Genomic DNA, 19,130 nt, shown 5'->3' with positions numbered 1-19,130 from the left:
TCAACTTTCAATGTCTTTGTTTGCCTTGGGCAAGCGGATTGTCTAAAATCGACGCTATACCAAAGGAATCGAGATAGTCATGAAGAAAATAGAAGCAATAATTAAACCGTTTAAACTTGATGATGTCCGAGAAGCGCTTTCGGATGTGGGGATCACGGGTATGACGGTATGTGAGGTAAAAGGTTTTGGTCGTCAGAAAGGTCATACTGAGTTATATCGCGGTGCTGAATATATGGTAGATTTCTTGCCTAAAGTAAAACTTGATATTGTTACCGCAGATGAAGACGTTGACAGAGCCATTGAAGTTATCCTAAAAACCGCTCAAACGGGCAAAATTGGTGACGGTAAAATCTTTGTGACCGATGTTGAGCGTGTGGTTCGGATCCGTACAGGTGAAGAGGACGAAGAAGCAATTTAATACGCTGCTCAGTCAAATGCTTACCTTTTAAGGCTGCTTACCTTCTATTATGGGCAGCCTAAATCCTTCCTTATTACAACTACAATCAAAAAAAACACGCTGACGGCTGATGTCTATGTACAGGAAACAAGTATTTTTTACTGCTGTAGAATGCTTGAAGGCGAGTACTGGTGAAAGAGGCGTCACGACATTGGTGATATCGTGACTTAGCACTCTTTTTATTTGTTACGTGCGTTAACCGATTTGGCTTTTTTCACGTTATCTGCAAGGTCAGGAAGACCAAGCTTTCGGTAGCTTTTTTCCATAATGTCAAAAGCTTGGGTCAGATAACTACTTTGAGAGTAGTGCTCTACTACATATTTGCCACGGTTTGCTGCGGCAAGATATGCTTCTCGTTCGAAGTAATATTCAGCGACTCTCAGTTCGTAACGAGCCATTTTGTTTAGTAACCATACTAAGCGTTTTTTCGCCTCTGGTGCATATGGACTGTTTGGGTAGTTTTTAACCAGCGTGGTTAAATCCTGAAAAGCAACGCGGGTGCGATTGGCATCGCGGTCGGCTCTGTCTACACCGAAATATTCTTGGAATGCGTTTTCGTCAGCTTTAATACTTACCAGACCTCGCATGTAGTACATGTAGTCTAGGTCTTTATGATTTGGATTTAAGCGAATAAAACGATCAATAGTGGCAAGTGCTTGGTCAGTGTTACCTGTTTGATAATATGCATAGACTAAGTCCATTTGAACTTGTCTTGCATAAGGGCCAAACGGGTAACGAGCATTAATCGCGCCCAATAATTCAATGGCGCGGGCATATAAACCTGAATCTAATGTTTGTTTAGCATCTTCATAAAGCGCTTGGGCGGATTTGTTTGGTACGCGCTCAATATCTTCTTGTTCTGGTGCGGATGAACAGGCTGCCAAACCCAAAACAGACGCGGCTAACGCCAGCCTAAAGGCGTGTGTCCTTAAGTTTTTAATCATTTTATTTTACTACCTTTGTTTTCTTCGGCTAGGCCAACTCGGCAAAACCGAGTAAACTATGCATTAATACGATTCTAACCCAGTCGAGCACGGCTTGCACTGGTAAATTAGGTAAAGTTTCAGATGTCAGAGCAAATTTCCCTCCAAGCGGAGGTTCCAGTCGAACTCGGTGGTAAACGTCTAGACCAAATATTGGCGCAATTGTTCCCGGATTTTTCTCGTTCAAGAATAAAAACTTGGATCCTTGAAGATAAAGTCACCGTAGATGGCGAAGTATTCAACACCCCTCGTGAAAAGTTACTTGGTGGTGAAAGTGTCGCTATCGAGACGGTTATCGAAGCACAACGTGAATACGAAGCGCAAGATATAGAGTTAGACATTGTTTACGAAGATGATGACATTCTTGTGATAAACAAGCCGATGGGGCTGGTGGTTCACCCCGGTGCCGGTAACCCAGATGGCACAGTGTTAAATGCTCTGCTGCACCATCACCCAGAAATCATTAACGTGCCACGTGCTGGCATCGTACACCGTCTAGACAAAGACACGACTGGTCTAATGGTCGTGGCGAAAACTATTCAAGCACAAACGCACTTGGTGAAGAATCTGCAAGCGCGTGAAAACTTCACACGTGAATACGAAGCTGTCTGTAATGGCACGATGACGGCGGGTGGCATGATTGAAAAGCCAATCGGTCGTCACGCAACCAAGCGTACACATATGGCAGTACATGAGATGGGTAAGCCAGCTATCACTCATTACCGTGTTGCTGAAAAGTTTCGAGCACACACGCGCCTGCGCCTGCGCCTAGAAACCGGTAGAACGCACCAAATTCGTGTACATATGGCGTATTTGAATCACCCACTAATTGGCGATCAGCTCTATGGCGGCCGTCCTCGTCCACCAAGAAATGCGACTCAAGGATTAACCGAGCAATTAAGAGAGTTTAAACGTCAGGCATTGCATGCTATAAAATTGAGTATCGCTCACCCTATTACTGGCGAGAAGATGACATGGGAAGCGCCTGTGCCTGAAGATATGATTAAACTGGTGGCAGCGCTTAGAGAAGATACCAAAGAAAACCCGGATTTAACGTTATAAGATGCAACTCGCTCAGTGGCCATTAACCCAATTCGTTGGGACATTATCAACAACGCGCAAGGGCGGTGTTTCAGCACCGCCGTATGATAGCTTCAATCTAGCCTTTCATGTTGGTGATAATGCTGAACAGGTAGCCGAAAACCGTCGAATTTTACATGGTTATGTGGCCAACCCGATTGTATGGCTTGAGCAAGTACATGGCGCAGAAGTGGTGGTGGTCGACGAGCAGTTTGAAATCGCGCAGGTCCATCAAGCCGATGCATTATACACTCGCTTGCGTCAAACACCACTGGCTATCATGACAGCAGACTGCTTACCCATTCTGCTTGCATCAAAAGATGGTGAAGAGGTGGCCGCTATCCATGGTGGTTGGAAGCCTCTTGCGGCTGGAATTATCTCGCAAACTCTGGCTAAATTTAACTGTGCACCAGAAGAGATCTGTGTATGGTTTGGCCCTGCGATTGGCCCTAGCGCCTTCGAGGTGGGCGAAGACGTAGTACAGGCTTTTGAGGCACAACGAAATACGGCATTTGTTGCCAAAAAAGACGGTAAATATCTTGCGGATATTTTCGAGCTTGCACAATCGTTACTATGCGAGCAAGGTGTAAAAAATTTTTACGGCGATAAACACTGTACAGTAACTATGTCCGAGCAGTATTTTTCCTATCGTAGAGACAAAACAACGGGCCGTATGGCAACTTTGATTTGGCGCAAATAATCAGGGTAAATTATTACTTTTACGCTTGATCTTCGTTCAGTTAATACCCATAAATAAGGTAATTCGATATTTTATATGGGTAAATAAATCATGCGTTTAGATAGATTTACAAGCAAATTCCAAGCTGCGCTTTCTGATGCGCAGTCATTAGCGCTTGGGCGCGATCACCAATTTATTGAACCTGTTCATTTAATGTATGCTTTGCTCCAACAGAGCGGATCGAGTGTGCGCGCATTATTAGCACAAGCAGGTGTGAGCGCCGACGAGCTTAATACTAAGTTGTCACAAGCCATTGAAAAGCTATTTAAAGTAGAAGGTGTAGGTGGTGATGTACAGCTTTCAAATAACCTTATTTCGCTGATCAATCTGTGTGATAAATATGCACAAAAGCGTAAAGATAAATATATCTCCAGCGAGCTATTTGTTTTTGCTGCGTGCGAAGATAAAGGCCCATTAGGCGAGATTTTCAAAGCGCTTAACATCACCCAGCCAAAGATTGAGCAAGCCATTAAGGCTATTCGAGGGGGTCAAAAAGTGGATGACCCTAATGCCGAAGACACTCGCCAAGCTCTTGAGAAATTTACCATCGATCTCACTGAGCGTGCTGAGCAAGGTAAGCTTGATCCTGTTATTGGCCGTGACGACGAAATTCGCCGCACTATTCAAGTGCTACAGCGCCGTACTAAAAACAACCCTGTACTTATCGGTGAACCGGGCGTTGGTAAAACCGCCATCGTTGAGGGGCTCGCGCAGCGTATTATCAACGGTGAAGTTCCTGAAGGTTTGAAAAGTAAGCGCGTACTATCGCTAGATATGGGCGCATTGGTGGCAGGAGCCAAATACCGTGGTGAATTTGAAGAGCGCCTAAAGTCGGTATTGAACGAGTTGGCTAAAGAAGAAGGTCAAGTTATTCTCTTTATTGATGAAATCCATACTATGGTAGGGGCTGGCAAGACCGACGGTGCAATGGATGCAGGTAACATGCTAAAACCCGCACTTGCTCGTGGTGAGCTTCACTGTGTGGGGGCGACCACGCTCGATGAATATCGTCAGTATATTGAAAAGGACGCGGCACTTGAGCGTCGTTTCCAAAAAGTATTTGTTGCAGAGCCAACCGTAGAGGACACCATCGCGATTCTACGTGGCTTAAAAGAGCGTTACGAATTGCACCATTCAGTGGATATTACCGATCCCGCGATTGTCGCTGCGGCTAATTTATCACATCGTTATATCTCAGATCGGCAGCTTCCAGATAAAGCTATCGATTTGATAGACGAGGCAGGGTCTTCAATTCGGCTGCAAATTGACTCAAAGCCGGAGCAATTAGATAGACTAGAGCGCCGTATCATCCAACTAAAATTGGAAGATAACGCGCTGGCAAAAGAGAAAGATGAAGCGAGTCAAAAGCGTCGCACTGAGATGCAAACGCTCATCAATGAATTAGAAGCTGAGTATCGTGAGCTTGATGAGGTGTGGAATGCCGAAAAAGCCTCACTACAAGGCACACAAGTGATTAAGGCTGAGCTTGAGCAAGCGCGTTTAGATCTAGAAGTCGCGCGTCGAGCAAGTGACTTGCAACGCATGTCCGAACTGCAATACGGTCGGATCCCTGAGCTTGAGCGAAAACTAGACCTTGCTTCTCAGGCTGAAATGCAGGAAATGAGCCTTTTAAAAAATCAGGTGGGTGAAGATGAAATTGCAGAAATTTTATCTCGCTGGACTGGAATCCCGGTAGCAAAAATGCTTCAAGGTGAGCGTGAAAAGTTACTGCAAATGGAAGACGAGCTCCATAAAAAAGTGATTGGGCAAGACGAAGCCGTTAATGCGGTTGCCAACGCTATCCGTCGCTCACGAGCCGGGCTTGCAGACCCAAATCGCCCAATTGGTTCGTTTTTGTTCTTAGGTCCAACAGGGGTCGGTAAAACGGAGCTGACCAAAGCGTTAGCCAACTTTATGTTTGATACAGAAGACGCCATGGTGCGCATTGATATGTCCGAGTTTATGGAAAAACACTCAGTTGCGCGCTTGGTTGGTGCACCTCCTGGCTATGTTGGCTACGAGGAAGGCGGTTATTTGACAGAAGCGGTAAGGCGTCGTCCTTATTCTGTGATTTTGCTTGATGAGGTCGAAAAAGCGCATCCAGATGTATTTAATATCTTATTGCAGGTCTTGGACGATGGTCGCTTGACCGATGGTCAAGGTCGCACGGTTGATTTTAAAAATGCGGTGATCATCATGACCTCGAACTTGGGGTCGGATGTCATTCAAGAGCAAGCAGGAAATAACGACTACGCGACACTCAAGGAGCGTGTTATGGGCGTGCTTGCTAGTCAGTTTAGGCCTGAATTTATTAATCGCATTGATGAAACTGTGGTGTTCCACCCGCTTATCAATGAGCATATTAAAGAAATTGCGAGTATCCAGTTAGACAGATTGAGTAAACGCTTAACTGAAAAAGGCTTTGCGCTTGAGCTCAGTGACGCCGCGCTTGATAAAATCGCTGCAAGCGGGTTTGATCCTGTATATGGTGCCCGTCCTCTAAAACGAGCAGTGCAACAATACATTGAAAACCCGTTGGCGCAGGACTTGTTACAAGGGAAGTTTGTGACTGGAGATACCATTAAAGTCGAGGTTGTCGACGACCAGATAGTGTTCAATCACTAATATGGCTAAACGCTCTTACAGCCATACAGTAAGAGCGTTTTTCTTTCCCATACTGTAAATTTCTTCAAACTCTTTACCCTTTCGCGTATTCTACAAAGATAACAAACTGTCTTCTAAGAAAGCCGCACATGATAAATAAGTCAACCACTTACGGTATCTACGAATTTGGTGATAGCAATCAGCTGTGTAGTACCACCATTTCTTTGCCAGCGCTTAGTTCAGGCCAAGTGCGCATAAAAGTAAACAGTACCAGCATAAATCCTATTGAAGTGAAAACCAGACAAGGCCTTGGTTATGTTGCAGCGCAAAAAAGCGCAGATGCTTTTTTGCCGCTCGGATATGATCTGTATGGTGAGGTGGTTGAGGTTTATGGCCCAGATAGCCAATTTAAAGTAGGCGACCTTGTCATCGGTATGATTGGGTTTGCAAGTAACCCCGGAACCTATAGTGATTATGTCGTGGCGCTTGAGCCAGAGCTCATTAAGGTTTCTTTGCAAGAAAATCCAGATATTGCAGGTCTTTGTCTTGCGGGTCTTACGGCAAAACAAGCGCTAGATAAATTTTCGAATCATAATCGTCCACTATATGTATTGGCACCAACCGGTGGCGTGGGGCATTTAGCAGTTCAACTAGCACAGCTTGAAGGTCGAAAGGTAGTTGCTGTCTCGACCCGCCCTGAGCACGAATTGTTGTCAAAGCTTAAGGTAACGGCAATAAGTTATGACGAATTTTATCAGCACCAAGTTGAATGCGATTTACTGGACTTAATTGGTGGCGATATTGCATTACAGTGTGTCGACTCGATGAAGCCGGATTCGCACCTAGTGACTATTCCCAGCGTCACCAAAGAAATGGTCTGTGAGCGAGCTACGACAAGGGGTGTAAGGGCTGAGGGGATGTTGGTTGCGAGTAATTTAGACGATCTTAAATATTTGTATCAGGCGTACCAAGCTGGCAAAATCAGCATAAATGTAAGTCATTACTTTGCTATGGCGGATATTGCGCTGGCTCATCACTGTATGGAAAGTGGTAAGCATGTTGGCAAAGTTATTATTAAGGCCTAAGTGTACTAAAAGTAACCATATTTAAATTGATTGCTCGGTTTAAATCACTCATTTAATGAATACACTTGGTATAATTTGGTTTCGACCCCATAAACTTGAAATTGGCCTGTAGGTTCGAGGAAGAATTTTTGAAACAATTAGACTTAAACACTAAGCTGGACTTATTGTCTGACGGCGCGCATCGCGGCGTTTTCAAAGGTATCAAAAGAGGTATCGAACGTGAGGCATTGCGGATCCAAGGGTCGGGAAAAATAGCGAAAACACCGCATCCAGAAAAGACGGGCCATGCATTGACCAATGGTCATATCACCACTGATTTTTCTGAGTCGCTACTCGAATTTATCACTCCAGTGAGTGAGGACCCACAAGAGACATTAGCGCAACTTTCTGATCTACAGAAGTTTACTTTGGCTAACATGGGTGATGAGTTACTGTGGCCTTTGTCGATGCCGTGCTTTATTGAGGATGAAGAAGATATTGTCCTAGCACAGTTTGGCACTTCTAATATCGGCAAAATGAAAACGCTATATCGTGAAGGGCTAAAAAACCGTTATGGCAGCATGATGCAGGCCATTGCGGGTGTGCACTTCAATATTTCGTTTCCAGAGACCGTATGGCAAAGCCTGCAAGTGATGTCTGAAGATGATAATCCTCAACAATCATTTATCTCCCAGCAGTATTTAGGCCTCATTCGTAACTTCAAGCGTGAAATGTGGCTGATAAGCTACCTGTTTGGCGCATCTCCTGCGCTTTGTCCGTCATTTTTGCAAGGCAAAAAGAGCGACTTGCCATTTAGTAAGCTAGAAAATGGCTCCATATATCTTGAATATGGCACCGCACTTAGATTGGGTGATTTAGGTTATACCAATAGCGCACAAAGCTCGCTTAAGGTGATGTATAACGATCTGGATGAGTATATTGCAGGCTTGCGACAAGCCATTCGTTGCCGCTCCGACTTATATCATGAAATTCCAGACTATCGAGCAGCAGAGCCAAAACAGCTGAATCGCAACATTTTACAAATTGAAAATGAGTTCTACTCACCAATTAGACCAAAACGCAATGCCAAGTCTGGTGAAACGCCGACTCAGGCACTTGAACGTGGTGGTATCGAATATATCGAAATTCGTGCGCTGGATGTTAACCCATTCGAGCACACCGGTGTGAGTCTGGAGCAAATCCACTTCCTAGACGTGTTTTTAACCTATTGTTTGTTAAAGCCAAGCCCTGAACTTTCGTTTGAAGCGCAGAAGCTCGCTGGTAAGAATTTACATCAGGTGGTTAACCAAGGTCGCTGCACAGCACTTGAACTGAGTAAAGCGGGTGAGCCTGTGAGTGTGAAACAGTGGGGCACAGAGATTTTTACAGACTTACTCAAAGTCGCAAAAATGTTAGATGCGAGTACTGAACAATCAGTCTATGTGGCGACGGTGGAAAAATTAATGTTGTCAATTGAAACGCCTGCACTTACTTTTTCTGGGCAGTTGCTATCTCAACTGAAGAGTCGTACCTTAGAACAAGGCTCAATGGGCATTGAACTTGCGAAAAAATATAAGCAACTTCATCAAGATATCAAATATGGTTATTACGATGAAGATACGCTGAAGTCATTTGCACGTCAGTCTTTCGAAGATGAGGCTGCGGTTAGAGCTGCGGATACGGTAGACTTCACGGCTTTCCTTGACGATTATTTTTCAAGGGCATAATGCACAAGGCAAAAAAAAGCGCAGCCATAAGGCTGCGCAAATAAATTTCAGGGATGAAACAATGCTAAACTGCTGCATTCATAAGTTCAGACCAATGCAAATTGTAAAAGTTCATTAGGTTTCGAAAAAATGCAAAAAAAATTAATTTTAATTAGCCTCGTCGCCGTTTTATCCGGATGTGCTACTGCACCACCTAAACAACCTCATGATATTTGTAAAATTTTTGAGGAAAAAGAAGATTGGTATTATGATGCTCGTGATGCCCAAGAAAAATGGGGCTCACCAAAGCATGTACTGATGAGCATGATGTACCAAGAAAGCTCTTTTCGTCACGATGCGGCTCCTCCTATGGAATATTTCCTGTGGTTTATTCCTGTTGGCAGAGTGAGCTCTGCTTATGGCTACTCTCAAGCCAAAACTCCGACCTGGTCTGATTATATTCGTGAAACTGGAAACTCTGGTGCAGATCGCGATGACTTTGAAGACGCCATCGATTTTATGGCTTGGTTCGTATACAAAACTCACAAAGTAAACGGCGTGTCAAAATGGGACGCTTATGCACAATACCTCAATTATCATGAAGGTTGGGGCGGTTATCGTCGTGGTACATATAAGAATAAGAAATGGTTAATGCAAGTCGCAAATAAGGTAAAGCATCGTGCTGCGCGCTATGCCGTTCAACTTAAACGCTGTGAAGATGATTTAGATAAGAACTGGTTCGAGAGAATTTTTTCTTGAGTAAATTGCGGTGTTACTTTCAACACCGCAATTGAGTTTAGAGTTTAGCTTTTACTCGCTTAAGAGTTATACCAATTAGTCTTAATACTTGCCCAATTTGAAGGATAAAATCTGACGCTAACTGCGTTAAAAATTTCTCATTTAGAACAACTAAATAACCTGAGCTGCGGATAATTAATGCCTTTCTAGCAGCCAGTTTTAGCGCTAACTGCGTTGAATTCACTTCCAATAGCCAGCTATTGGTGCGTAAATTCGCCTTGTTTTCCCTAAAACTCTCTGGCTAGATAAGGAGAAAACTAAGTTGTGCTTTAGCAACAATGAGTTGGAACATTCCTTATCCAAACCTCAGGTTAAATAGTAAAATTTTTGCCTTGCCTATATGGATGTAGGTACCTTGGCGATAGCAGGACGCGGTAGCGGTGTTATCGACAAGATTTTCTTGCCTCAACATAGACCACTTAATTAAGCTAATTGGTATTAGAAGAAATTTTCACCATCTTGATCATGTTTTCTTTTATCTCAATGACTTCCATCTTATAACCAGAAATCGTTAAGCCAAGAGGCGCATCTGGAATATCTTCAAGGTGCTCTACAATCAGGCCACTCAGGGTTTTAGGACCTTCGGTAGGTAAGTCCCAACTCATTTCCTTATTTAAGTCACGCACGTTTACACTGCCGTCAACCATAACTGAGCCATCACGCTGCATGTTTACGTCTTCGCTCGGCGCACGCGTCTGCGTGGTGGTAAAGTCACCTACAACTTCTTCAAGAATATCTTCGAGCGTAACCAGACCTTGAATGTCACCATACTCATCAACAACAAGACCAATACGCTCTTTGGCTTCTTGGAATTTAATTAGCTGTGTATTGAGCGAGGTATTCTCTGGTACATAGTAAATCTCTCTTACCGCACGTAGTAGTGACGGCTTATCAAACTGCTCTTTTGTCAGTAGGCGTAGCGCATCACGAGCGTGAATAAAACCAACCGCATCATCAATTTGGTCACGGTAAAGTAGCACTCGGGTGTGCTGCGCATTCGTGAGCTGGCGAGCAATATCTTTCCACTCGTCATTGATATCTATCGCATTGATTTCACTGCGTGGGATCATAATGTCTTCTACGGTCACGTGATCCAAGTCTAAGATAGAAGTGAGCATGTTTTGGTGGTTTGAGGGCAACATAGCGCTCGACTCATTTACCACGGTTTTTAATTCTTCTTTACTTAGGCTGTGCTCTTCAATCTCTTGTGGTGTGATCCCGACCAATCGCAACATACCATTGGTGATCCAGTTGGTTGCCACAACCAAAGGGAACAAGACCTTCAACAATACTTTGAGGATAACAGAGCTTGGGAACGCGACTTTCTCAGGGTATAAAGCCGCGAGAGTCTTAGGTGTAACTTCAGCGAAGATAAGAACCACAAGTGTGAGACCAAAAGTAGCAACTGCGATACCCATATCGCCATACAGGCGTAATCCAATGATGGTAGCCACTTGCGCAGCGGCAATATTGACGAGGTTATTTCCAATCAGGATCAGACCAATCAGTCTGTCAGGACGGTTAAGGAGGTTACTTACACGCTTCGCACCACGGTGATTCTCTTTTTCAAGATGGCGTAGACGAATACGGTTGATTGACATGATACCGGTTTCTGAACTAGAAAAATAAGCCGACATCAAAATGAGCACGCCGAGTATGATAAACAAGGCGCTGGTCGATATGTCTTCCAACAGTGGATCCCTTTTTTACTTACGAAAGAGTATTAAGCGTTAGTGAGTTACGATAGTCAAGTTAAAGTTTAAAACCTGCCTAAAATCACTTCTTGTATAAAGCGACTACCAAAGTAACCTAAAGTTACGATGCCAGAAGCCGCTATGATTGAAATCACCACAGACTTACCGCGCCAGCCGAACTGCTTATGCCCAAATGCGACGACGACATAAATAAGCCATGCAACGATAGATAAAATGGTTTTGTGAATAGTCTCTTTAGCGAACATACCGTCTAAAAAGTAAAAACCGGATGCCAATGCCAGCGTTAATAAACCTGTGCCTACAAATAACAGTTGATAAAGCTGCCTTTCCACTTGCATAAGTGGCGGTAGATGGCTGGTCATAATCGCCAAATCCCGCTGTTTTAGACGTTTATCAATAAACATAAATTGAATGGCGTAGAGCGTGGCGATGATAAGTACGCAGTAAGCCAACAATGAAAGTGAAATATGCAAAACGAGACCAACATCTATGTTTATTGTATGCATAATAATATGGTGCGGAATAAACAGGCTTGCTAATAACAAAATGGCGGCAAAGCCATACACCACAGGTAGTAATAGTGTTGCAGGGAAGCGCAAAGATACGGTCGTTACAGAAACGACGATAACCCAACAGGTTAACAAGGCAACGTTGACGGTACTGAGATCTTGTCCTTGATGCGTAAACACTGAATTCACCAACACTAGCATATGAGTCAAAATGGCGACGGTGCTTAATATTAAGGTTTTCTTTTGATCTGGACCTTGTTTGTCAAATAAGCGCGATAAAACATGGCTAGTGGCCATGACGTAAAAGAGACAGGCGATTAATGACAAGCTAACAATCAACATAAAAATAAGTGCCTAATTTTTGCTTTCCTTTTTTAGCTATTGTATTTAAAGCCTCTGCGCTTGCATAGGGTTTTATTTCAATCCGTTAACTTATTCTTATTTTCGTTCAACGAAAGCGTAAAAAGCAGAACAATCGGCTTGAATACTGTATTAGTGGCTCGCATATCAGTATAATGCCCGACAATTTCGAGATTTTGGAACCGATACATGTTTGAAAACCTCCAAGAGCGTTTAGGAAAAACGCTTAAAAACATCAGTGGCCGTGGCCGACTAACTGAAGACAATATTAAAGAAACACTCCGTGAAGTACGCATGGCATTGCTTGAGGCTGACGTTGCCTTGCCGGTTGTGCGCGACTTTGTAAAACAAGTAAAAGAACGCGCGGTTGGTGTAGAAGTCACAAAGAGTCTGAGCCCAGGCCAGGTTTTCATCAAGATTGTTCGCGAAGAACTTGAAAAGTCGATGGGTGAGGCCAACGAGGAGCTGAACCTAAACGCGCAGCCGCCAGCTGTCGTCATGATGGCAGGTCTTCAAGGTGCGGGTAAAACCACCAGTGTTGGTAAGCTGGCTAAATTCCTTAAAGAGCGCAAAAAGAAATCTGTGTTGGTGGTGAGTGCTGACGTTTATCGTCCAGCGGCTATCAAACAGCTTGAAACGTTAGCAGCAGAAGTTGACGTCGAGTTCTTCCCCAGTGATATTTCACAAAAGCCGGTAGATATCGCAACGGGTGCTATTTCTCACGCGAAGAAAAAGTTCATTGATGTGGTACTTGTGGATACCGCAGGTCGTTTGCACGTAGATGCAGACATGATGGACGAAATCAAAGATTTACACGCGGCGATTGATCCGATTGAAACCTTATTTGTCGTTGACTCAATGACAGGTCAGGATGCTGCAAATACAGCAAAGGCGTTTGATGAAGCGCTGCCACTTAGCGGTGTTATCTTAACTAAGACGGATGGTGATGCGCGCGGCGGTGCGGCTCTGTCTATTCGTCATATTACCGGTAAACCCATTAAGTTTATCGGTGTGGGTGAAAGAACTGATGCTCTAGAGCCATTCCACCCTGACCGTGTTGCATCTCGAATTCTAGGTATGGGCGATGTACTGTCGCTTATTGAAGAAGTCGAAATGAAAGTCGATAAAGACAAAGCCCAAAAAGTGGCTGAGAAAGTCTTTAAAGGCGACGGTTTTACACTGGAAGATTTTGCTGAGCAGCTGCGCCAGATGAAAAACATGGGCGGTATGATGTCGATGATGGAAAAGCTGCCTGGTATGTCGAACTTGCCAGATGCAGTAAAAGGTCAAGTAAATGATAAGACCTTTAACCAAATGGAAGCCATCATAAGCTCAATGACGCCAAAAGAGCGTGCACGTCCTGAAATCATCAAAGGCTCGCGTAAAAAGCGTATCGCTGCGGGTTCTGGTACGCAAGTACAAGACATTAATAAGTTGCTGAAGCAATTTACCCAAATGCAGAAGATGATGAAGAAGATGAAAGGCAAAGGCGGCATGATGAAAATGATGAAGAACATGAAAGGCATGATGCCGCCGGGCATGTTCGGTGGCGGTGGGCCTAAGTTCTAACACCGTTTTATAGTCTGTATAATGTGAAGGCAAGCCATGGGGCTTGCCTTTTTGTTTACTTAGTTACTCTTAAAATTGGGCACTATTGGCCTAAAGTTTTCTGCTTTTTTAGGGTCGCCTGTACCAATGTACTGGGCTTCTTGTGGATAGGGGTAAACAGGGCGAGTGAAAAGAATATTACCCTGCGGATCTTCTTTTTGCGTCATAAGCGCATCCGGTGCTATGCCTGTATCAAGCCAATGCACTAACGCTGTGATAGCATCAAAGGTTTCAGCGCCAGGTCCCTCGATACCACAATGCACCAATCCTGGTGGCAAGAATAGCCGAGCAAAGTCGTAGGTGTTGTCTTTACCCATATAGTTGATAACTGACTTATACCAATCAATAGTTGCATATGCGGGTATTGCAGCGTCTGACCATCCATGTAATACAATCATTTTGCCACCGCTATTTTTAAATCCAGTGAGATCAGGGTGATCGGCGTCCATAAAGCTTGAGATAGGTGAAAGCTCGCCAACCTCATTGTTATAAGAAAAGTCTCTCCAGTTGCCTTGATTGTATCTTTCTCGAGGAAAAGCCAAGTACTTTAAGTACTCGGTTGCAGCATAATAGTGATAAGGCTTGATAAACGGTGCTTCAGGAAACAACCAACCTGTCCATTCAGGTTCAGAGCCATAGGGTAGGCCGCCATAAATAACGTTACCTTGTTGGTCGTAGGATGGTGCATATATGTCCTTAATTGCGTTAACTTGGCGAGGTGTCAGGCATTTACCCGTGGTGTTGTTGCTGCACAGGAGCGTTTGCGGGTCAAAATCGCAGCGTCTTGGGTCGCTTATTAATCCATCAACTAAGCCATCTTTATGGTCACATGCTTGCATGACGGCCTGTGAAATAAAGTCAGTGTAGCTTGCATCGAGCAGTGCGTTATCGTTTTCATCCAAAATAGCTTTTGCGTTATCCATGCAGTTAATTAGGTTGACTTTGGTGTAATTAATCGTCGGTCCTCTGGCAATCACGCCATCAAAATCATTTGGGTAACGCTTTGCGGCCATTATCCCTGCATGACCTCCCTTCGAACAACCCGATATAAATGAGTACGTAAGTTGTTTACTATAAAAGCGCTCAATAACCGCCTTTGCTGCAACAGCAACCACATGATTCGCTCGGTAGGCAAAGTCCTCCCTTAATGGCACATTGTTTTTAGCCCACAAACCATCGAATCCGGCAGCAGTATGGCCGCCATCATGAGACATGGTCGCGTAATTACGCATAACGCCAGCCATCGTTGGGTAGTTGGATACTTCGCCACAAAAGCCCATACAGGCATTGAGCAAGAAACGTTGGTTCCAAACTTGATTCATTGGCAACCTAAGCTGAAAACGTATCGTCGGTGCCGCATAGCCTTCAACCAAACAGTGCTCAGGTAAAGAGTTTATTCCTTTTGGTATAGGTGCACCCAATAGGCGACTATACTTATATGTCCAGAGTTCGGTGCCGGCATCTAGGGTTTGGCTTGGTACATATTCTGCGTTGGTGATACTCATTGCAGCATTACCTTGCTCTAGCTGCGAGAAGTCACCAAAACGTAACAGTTTACAAGCCGTTATTTCTTCATTGTTTGCTGCAAGTGTTGAAGTAGCAATGAGCGCAAAAGAAAAGAGTGGTATACCTAGAAGTAGATGTTTAATTGAACGTTTTGCTTTGCGCATTTGGTTCATATGTGTGCTTTCCTTATAAATGAAACAACAGGGATTTTCGACTTTCCAGCAGTGCTGAAAAAGCCAATTTTTTGTACCACTATTGGGACGAATGTGCCGTGCGAAACTTCAGCGGTAACTTTGTAGCAGGGTCTAATAAAGCATCAACTTTGGAATTAACTTGCATTGCGCGTGAAAATGCGTAAAATGCCCGAGCTTCCCGTAATGGGAAGTACAAACTTATTAATGAAAACAGTCAATCTATGTAGAGGACGGTATGGTAACTATTCGTTTGCAACGTGGCGGCGCTAAAAAGCGTCCATTCTATCAAATCGTGGTTGCGGATAGCCGTTTCTCGCGTGACGGTCGTTTCATCGAGAAGGTAGGTTTCTTTAACCCTATCGCTGCAGGTCAGGAAGAAAAAGTACGTTTAGATTTATCTCGTGTTGATCACTGGGTAGGTCAAGGTGCAGCTCTTTCAGATCGTGTTGCGAAGCTGGTTAAAGACGCTCGTAAAGCGGCTTAATAGGCGTAAGTGTAACCATGAGTCAAAGTAAAACCTCGACAATCGTTGTTGGTAAGCTTGGTGCTCCTTATGGCATCAAGGGTTGGCTTAAGGTGCATTCATTTACTGACGATCCCCAAGGGATCTTCGATTTCAGCCCATGGTTGATAGGGCAACAAGGTAAATGGCAAAACCTTGAAGTGAGCGACTGGCGTCGTCACAACAAGGGATATATCGCTAAATTTGCACAGGTAAACGACAGAGACGAAGCAGTGGCTTATACCAATGCTGAAATCGCTGTTTATGCTGAGCAGCTTCCTGAATTACCTGAAGGGGAGTTTTATTGGCGAGATCTCATCGGCATGTCAGTAGTAACCGATAAAGGCTACGACTTAGGCATAGTTGATGACTTGATGGAGACTGGTTCAAACGACGTTTTGGTTGTGAAAGCAAACAAAAAAGATGCATTTGGCCAATCGGAAAGATTAATTCCATTCTTAACAGACTCTGTTATTTTGGATATTAATCATGACGAGAGAAAAATTACGGTAGATTGGGATCCAGCGTTTTAATGAGCGATCAGCAAAAGCTATGGGTTGGAGTGGTTTCACTTTTTCCTGACATGTTTAATGCGATAACTCAGCAAGGCGTAACGGGTCGAGCTGTGAAAAACGGCTTGATTGAGTTTAATTGTTGGAATCCGAGAGACTACGCCACTGATAAACATAGAACCGTGGATGACCGCCCTTATGGTGGTGGCCCGGGAATGTTGATGATGGTTGAGCCTCTGAAAAAAGCTATTCTTGATGCCAAAGCGGCAGCAGGAGAAGGCGCTAAAGTAATTTATATGTCCCCTCAAGGGCGAAAGCTAGATCAACAAGGTGCGACTGAATTGGCGCAATCTGAAAAGTTGATTTTAGTAGCGGGTCGTTATGAAGGTATTGATGAGCGGATCATCGAGTCTTATATAGACGAAGAGTGGTCCATCGGCGATTTTATACTGAGTGGTGGTGAGTTACCAGCCATGACATTAATCGATGCAGTCGCGCGATTAGTGCCAGGTGTGTTAGGTCATAACCAATCAGCAGAACAAGATTCATTTTCGGATGGCTTGTTGGATTGTCCTCATTATACTCGGCCGGAAACATTGGATGATAAACAGGTGCCTGCTGTATTACTCAGCGGAAACCACCAAGAAATAGCCAAATGGCGCTTAAAGCAGTCTTTGGGTAGAACTTGGCAACGTCGTCCTGACTTGTTGCGTAACCTAGCTCTGACTGAGGAGCAGGCGGCATTACTTGCTGAATTTCAGCAAGAGAATGGCCAAGCTTGTGGCTAGAAGACAGTTACACCTAGGAATGTGAGAAATAAAATGGCAAAAGTAAACCAAAATATTATTAAAGAGCTTGAAGCTGAACAGCTTAAGCAAGACGTACCTGCGTTCGGCGCTGGTGATACAGTAGTTGTACAGGTACGCGTAAAAGAAGGTAACAAAGAGCGTCTACAGGCCTTTGAAGGTGTTGTAATCGCTAAGCGTAACCGTGGTCTACACTCATCTTTCACTGTTCGTAAGATTTCAAGCGGTGAAGGTGTTGAGCGTGTATTCCAAACGCACAGCCCTCTTATCAGCAGCGTAGCAGTTAAGCGTCGTGGTGCGGTTCGTCGCGCTAAGCTTTACTACCTACGTGAGCGTTCTGGTAAATCTGCACGTATTAAAGAAAAACTTAACTAATACGTCGCATTTATCAAATGCAGATAAAACAGGCCGCTTTATGCGGCCTGTTTTGGTTTTATTTCCTCTCATTATTTCCATTCTGTGAATACTCACTGACATATCAGGCGTCTTGTCACGATATTTTCATGGTTGCTTACTTTTAAAGCGGCGTACTTCTTGTTAGACTCGGTGTATTATTTAATTTACTACTGTATATATAAGTTTACATCATGAATGGGGCTAACGATTTAGAAGCAATACGCGTTGCAATAGATGATTGCGATAGCGAGCTTGTCGCGCTACTTGCAAAGCGCAAAGCATTGACCGAACAGGTTGGAAAAATAAAACAGCAAAAGGGCGCACCGCTACATGTGCCGAAGCGCGAAGCTGAGCTGATCAAAGCCCGGCGCGCAGAAGCTGATGCCAAAGGGGTAAACCCTGATTTAGTCGAAGATATTCTGCGTCGTATGATGCGAGAAGCCTACGAAAACCAGCAAAGTGAACTCGCCTGTGCTGCACCAAAAATGTCGCCGGTCGTTATTGTCGGCGGCCAAGGTGCCATGGGTAAATTGTTTGCGAAACAGTTTAGACGCTCAGGCTACGAAGTACGCATTTTAGACAAAGACAATCAATCACAGGCTACTGAGCTACTGAGTGATGCAAAATTGGTGCTGGTGAGCGTACCAATTAACGCGCTAGAGCAAGTCGTTAACGAGTTACCAGCGCTACCTGATGATTGTATTCTTGCTGATATTACCTCTGTAAAGCAAGCCCCGCTCAAAGTACTAATGAATAAGCACAACGGCCCTGTGGTCGGTCTACACCCTATGTTTGGTCCAGATATATCTCATTGGGTTAAGCAAACTGTCGTGGTGTGCGAAGGGCGTATGCCAAAGCAATGTGAAGGATTAATCAAGCAACTAAAGATCTGGGGCAGCCAGTTGGTACCCATGGACGCTAAAAAACACGACCAATCCATGCAGATCATCCAAGTGATGCGCCACTTAACCACGTTTGTGTATGGGCAGTTTTTATCTAAGCAGTGCCATTCATTAAAAGAGCTAAGAAGCTGCTCATCGCCTATCTACCAATTAGAGCTGATGATGGTGGGACGGCTGTTTGCGCAATCCCCTGAACTTTATTCAGATATTATGCTCGCGCAATTTAATGATGTAGAAGGGTTATTGGCAAGCTATCAAGATACCTTTGAGCAGACATTGACCAAGCTACAACAAGGCGATAAAGAAGGCCTAATGCAATCTTTCTCACAAGCCAAACATTATTTCTCAGAAAGCGCAAAACACTTTCTATCACAAAGCCGAGGCCTGCTTAACAAAGCCAATGACGCGAAAGTGTTGGATTATGAGGAAAGTATTTAGCGTCAAGGTATGTCTCCTACATCACAGTGCAAATAGTGTTACGGGAGTGGCTTTACGCCACGATTTTGTGTAGGTCGCCATTTATGGCGACTAATAACTTCGATGCTGATACAAAAGAAATTTGTTCTTAGCCCTAGCCTAACGAAGCGAAGTATCAAATAACAAGATTTCCAAATTTGAGGTGGGGGTCAGAGACTTCTTCGATTTTCACGCTTGTGCCCAAACTACGTGAAAGCATTCCCTCTTAGTAC

The 19,130-nt window shown here is 44.1% G+C and carries 17 protein-coding genes; 13 read left to right on the top strand and 4 right to left on the bottom strand.

All coding sequences use genetic code 11. The annotated features are described in order from the left end of the window. The first annotated feature begins 79 nt into the window (after positions 1-79). Positions 80-418: a nitrogen regulatory protein P-II gene (gene glnB / locus ABMY45_RS02370; RefSeq protein WP_010371023.1), complete on the top strand. Its 339-nt coding sequence runs from the start codon at positions 80-82 to the stop codon at positions 416-418. A 218-nt stretch (positions 419-636) separates the two neighbouring features. On the opposite strand, the gene ABMY45_RS02365 is transcribed toward glnB, so the two are convergent. After that, positions 637-1,401 carry an outer membrane protein assembly factor BamD gene (locus tag ABMY45_RS02365; RefSeq protein WP_010371025.1) on the bottom strand — a complete coding sequence of 255 codons (765 nt, stop codon included), beginning with the start codon at positions 1,399-1,401 and terminating at the stop codon, positions 637-639. A 123-nt stretch (positions 1,402-1,524) separates the two neighbouring features. On the opposite strand from ABMY45_RS02365, the gene rluD reads away from it, so the two are divergent. The 6 genes from rluD to ABMY45_RS02335 all read left to right on the top strand — a co-directional run bounded on the left by rluD (position 1,525) and on the right by ABMY45_RS02335 (position 9,392). Continuing rightward, positions 1,525-2,502 carry a 23S rRNA pseudouridine(1911/1915/1917) synthase RluD gene (rluD, locus tag ABMY45_RS02360; RefSeq protein ID WP_010371027.1) on the top strand — a complete coding sequence of 326 codons (978 nt, stop codon included), beginning with the start codon at positions 1,525-1,527 and terminating at the stop codon, positions 2,500-2,502. A 1-nt stretch (position 2,503) separates the two neighbouring features. Further along, on the top strand, positions 2,504-3,220 hold the full coding sequence (pgeF, locus tag ABMY45_RS02355) for a peptidoglycan editing factor PgeF (RefSeq protein WP_349288344.1): 717 nt from the start codon (positions 2,504-2,506) through the stop codon (positions 3,218-3,220). Positions 3,221-3,310: 90 nt separating this feature from the next. After that, positions 3,311-5,884 carry an ATP-dependent chaperone ClpB gene (gene clpB, locus ABMY45_RS02350; protein ID WP_130163731.1) on the top strand — a complete coding sequence of 858 codons (2,574 nt, stop codon included), beginning with the start codon at positions 3,311-3,313 and terminating at the stop codon, positions 5,882-5,884. A gap of 128 nt (positions 5,885-6,012) precedes the next feature. Then, on the top strand, positions 6,013-6,948 hold the full coding sequence (locus tag ABMY45_RS02345) for an NADP-dependent oxidoreductase (protein ID WP_010606681.1): 936 nt from the start codon (positions 6,013-6,015) through the stop codon (positions 6,946-6,948). Between the two features lie 128 nt (positions 6,949-7,076). Further along, positions 7,077-8,654, top strand: coding sequence for a glutamate--cysteine ligase (gene gshA / locus ABMY45_RS02340; protein ID WP_174169987.1), 1,578 nt, complete (start codon positions 7,077-7,079; stop codon positions 8,652-8,654). Between the two features lie 129 nt (positions 8,655-8,783). Beyond that, entirely contained in the window at positions 8,784-9,392 is a 609-nt protein-coding gene (locus ABMY45_RS02335; RefSeq protein ID WP_010606683.1) for a transglycosylase SLT domain-containing protein, read from the top strand. A 467-nt stretch (positions 9,393-9,859) separates the two neighbouring features. Here the strand turns inward: ABMY45_RS02335 and ABMY45_RS02330 are convergent, their stop codons facing one another. Both ABMY45_RS02330 and ccsA read right to left on the bottom strand, forming a co-directional pair. After that, the gene (locus tag ABMY45_RS02330; RefSeq protein ID WP_010606684.1) at positions 9,860-11,122 is read right to left on the bottom strand and encodes an HlyC/CorC family transporter; all 1,263 of its coding nucleotides are present in this window, start codon (positions 11,120-11,122) and stop codon (positions 9,860-9,862) included. 68 nt (positions 11,123-11,190) lie between these two features. Then, positions 11,191-11,997, bottom strand: coding sequence for a cytochrome c biogenesis protein CcsA (ccsA, locus tag ABMY45_RS02325; RefSeq protein WP_174169988.1), 807 nt, complete (start codon positions 11,995-11,997; stop codon positions 11,191-11,193). 207 nt (positions 11,998-12,204) lie between these two features. On the opposite strand from ccsA, the gene ffh reads away from it, so the two are divergent. Beyond that, complete coding sequence (gene ffh, locus ABMY45_RS02320; RefSeq protein ID WP_010606686.1) at positions 12,205-13,584, top strand: signal recognition particle protein; 1,380 nt, start codon at positions 12,205-12,207, stop codon at positions 13,582-13,584. Between the two features lie 59 nt (positions 13,585-13,643). Here the strand turns inward: ffh and ABMY45_RS02315 are convergent, their stop codons facing one another. Beyond that, positions 13,644-15,302, bottom strand: a complete 1,659-nt coding sequence (locus ABMY45_RS02315; RefSeq protein ID WP_349288343.1) for a tannase/feruloyl esterase family alpha/beta hydrolase — start codon at positions 15,300-15,302, stop codon at positions 13,644-13,646. A 256-nt stretch (positions 15,303-15,558) separates the two neighbouring features. Here ABMY45_RS02315 and rpsP point away from each other — a divergent pair, with 256 nt between their 5' ends. The 5 genes from rpsP (at position 15,559) to tyrA (ending at position 18,879) form a co-directional block, all read left to right on the top strand. Continuing rightward, a complete protein-coding gene (gene rpsP / locus ABMY45_RS02310; protein WP_010371051.1) occupies positions 15,559-15,807 on the top strand; it encodes a 30S ribosomal protein S16 in 249 nt (82 codons plus the stop codon). Between the two features lie 17 nt (positions 15,808-15,824). After that, positions 15,825-16,358: a ribosome maturation factor RimM gene (gene rimM, locus ABMY45_RS02305; protein WP_010606688.1), complete on the top strand. Its 534-nt coding sequence runs from the start codon at positions 15,825-15,827 to the stop codon at positions 16,356-16,358. Continuing rightward, positions 16,358-17,125 carry a tRNA (guanosine(37)-N1)-methyltransferase TrmD gene (trmD, locus tag ABMY45_RS02300; protein WP_237115899.1) on the top strand — a complete coding sequence of 256 codons (768 nt, stop codon included), beginning with the start codon at positions 16,358-16,360 and terminating at the stop codon, positions 17,123-17,125. Before rimM ends, trmD begins: the two co-directional genes overlap by 1 nt. A gap of 33 nt (positions 17,126-17,158) precedes the next feature. Further along, positions 17,159-17,518 carry a 50S ribosomal protein L19 gene (rplS, locus tag ABMY45_RS02295; protein WP_017216162.1) on the top strand — a complete coding sequence of 120 codons (360 nt, stop codon included), beginning with the start codon at positions 17,159-17,161 and terminating at the stop codon, positions 17,516-17,518. Positions 17,519-17,730: 212 nt separating this feature from the next. After that, a complete protein-coding gene (gene tyrA, locus ABMY45_RS02290; RefSeq protein ID WP_010606690.1) occupies positions 17,731-18,879 on the top strand; it encodes a bifunctional chorismate mutase/prephenate dehydrogenase in 1,149 nt (382 codons plus the stop codon). Positions 18,880-19,130: the final 251 nt, after the last annotated feature.

It is taken from the genome of Pseudoalteromonas sp. XMcav11-Q, assembly GCF_040104525.1.
Taxonomy (GTDB): Bacteria; Pseudomonadota; Gammaproteobacteria; order Enterobacterales; family Alteromonadaceae; genus Pseudoalteromonas.
The sequence above is the reverse complement of the archived record's forward strand: the minus strand, read 5'-3'. Positions and strand labels throughout refer to the sequence as shown.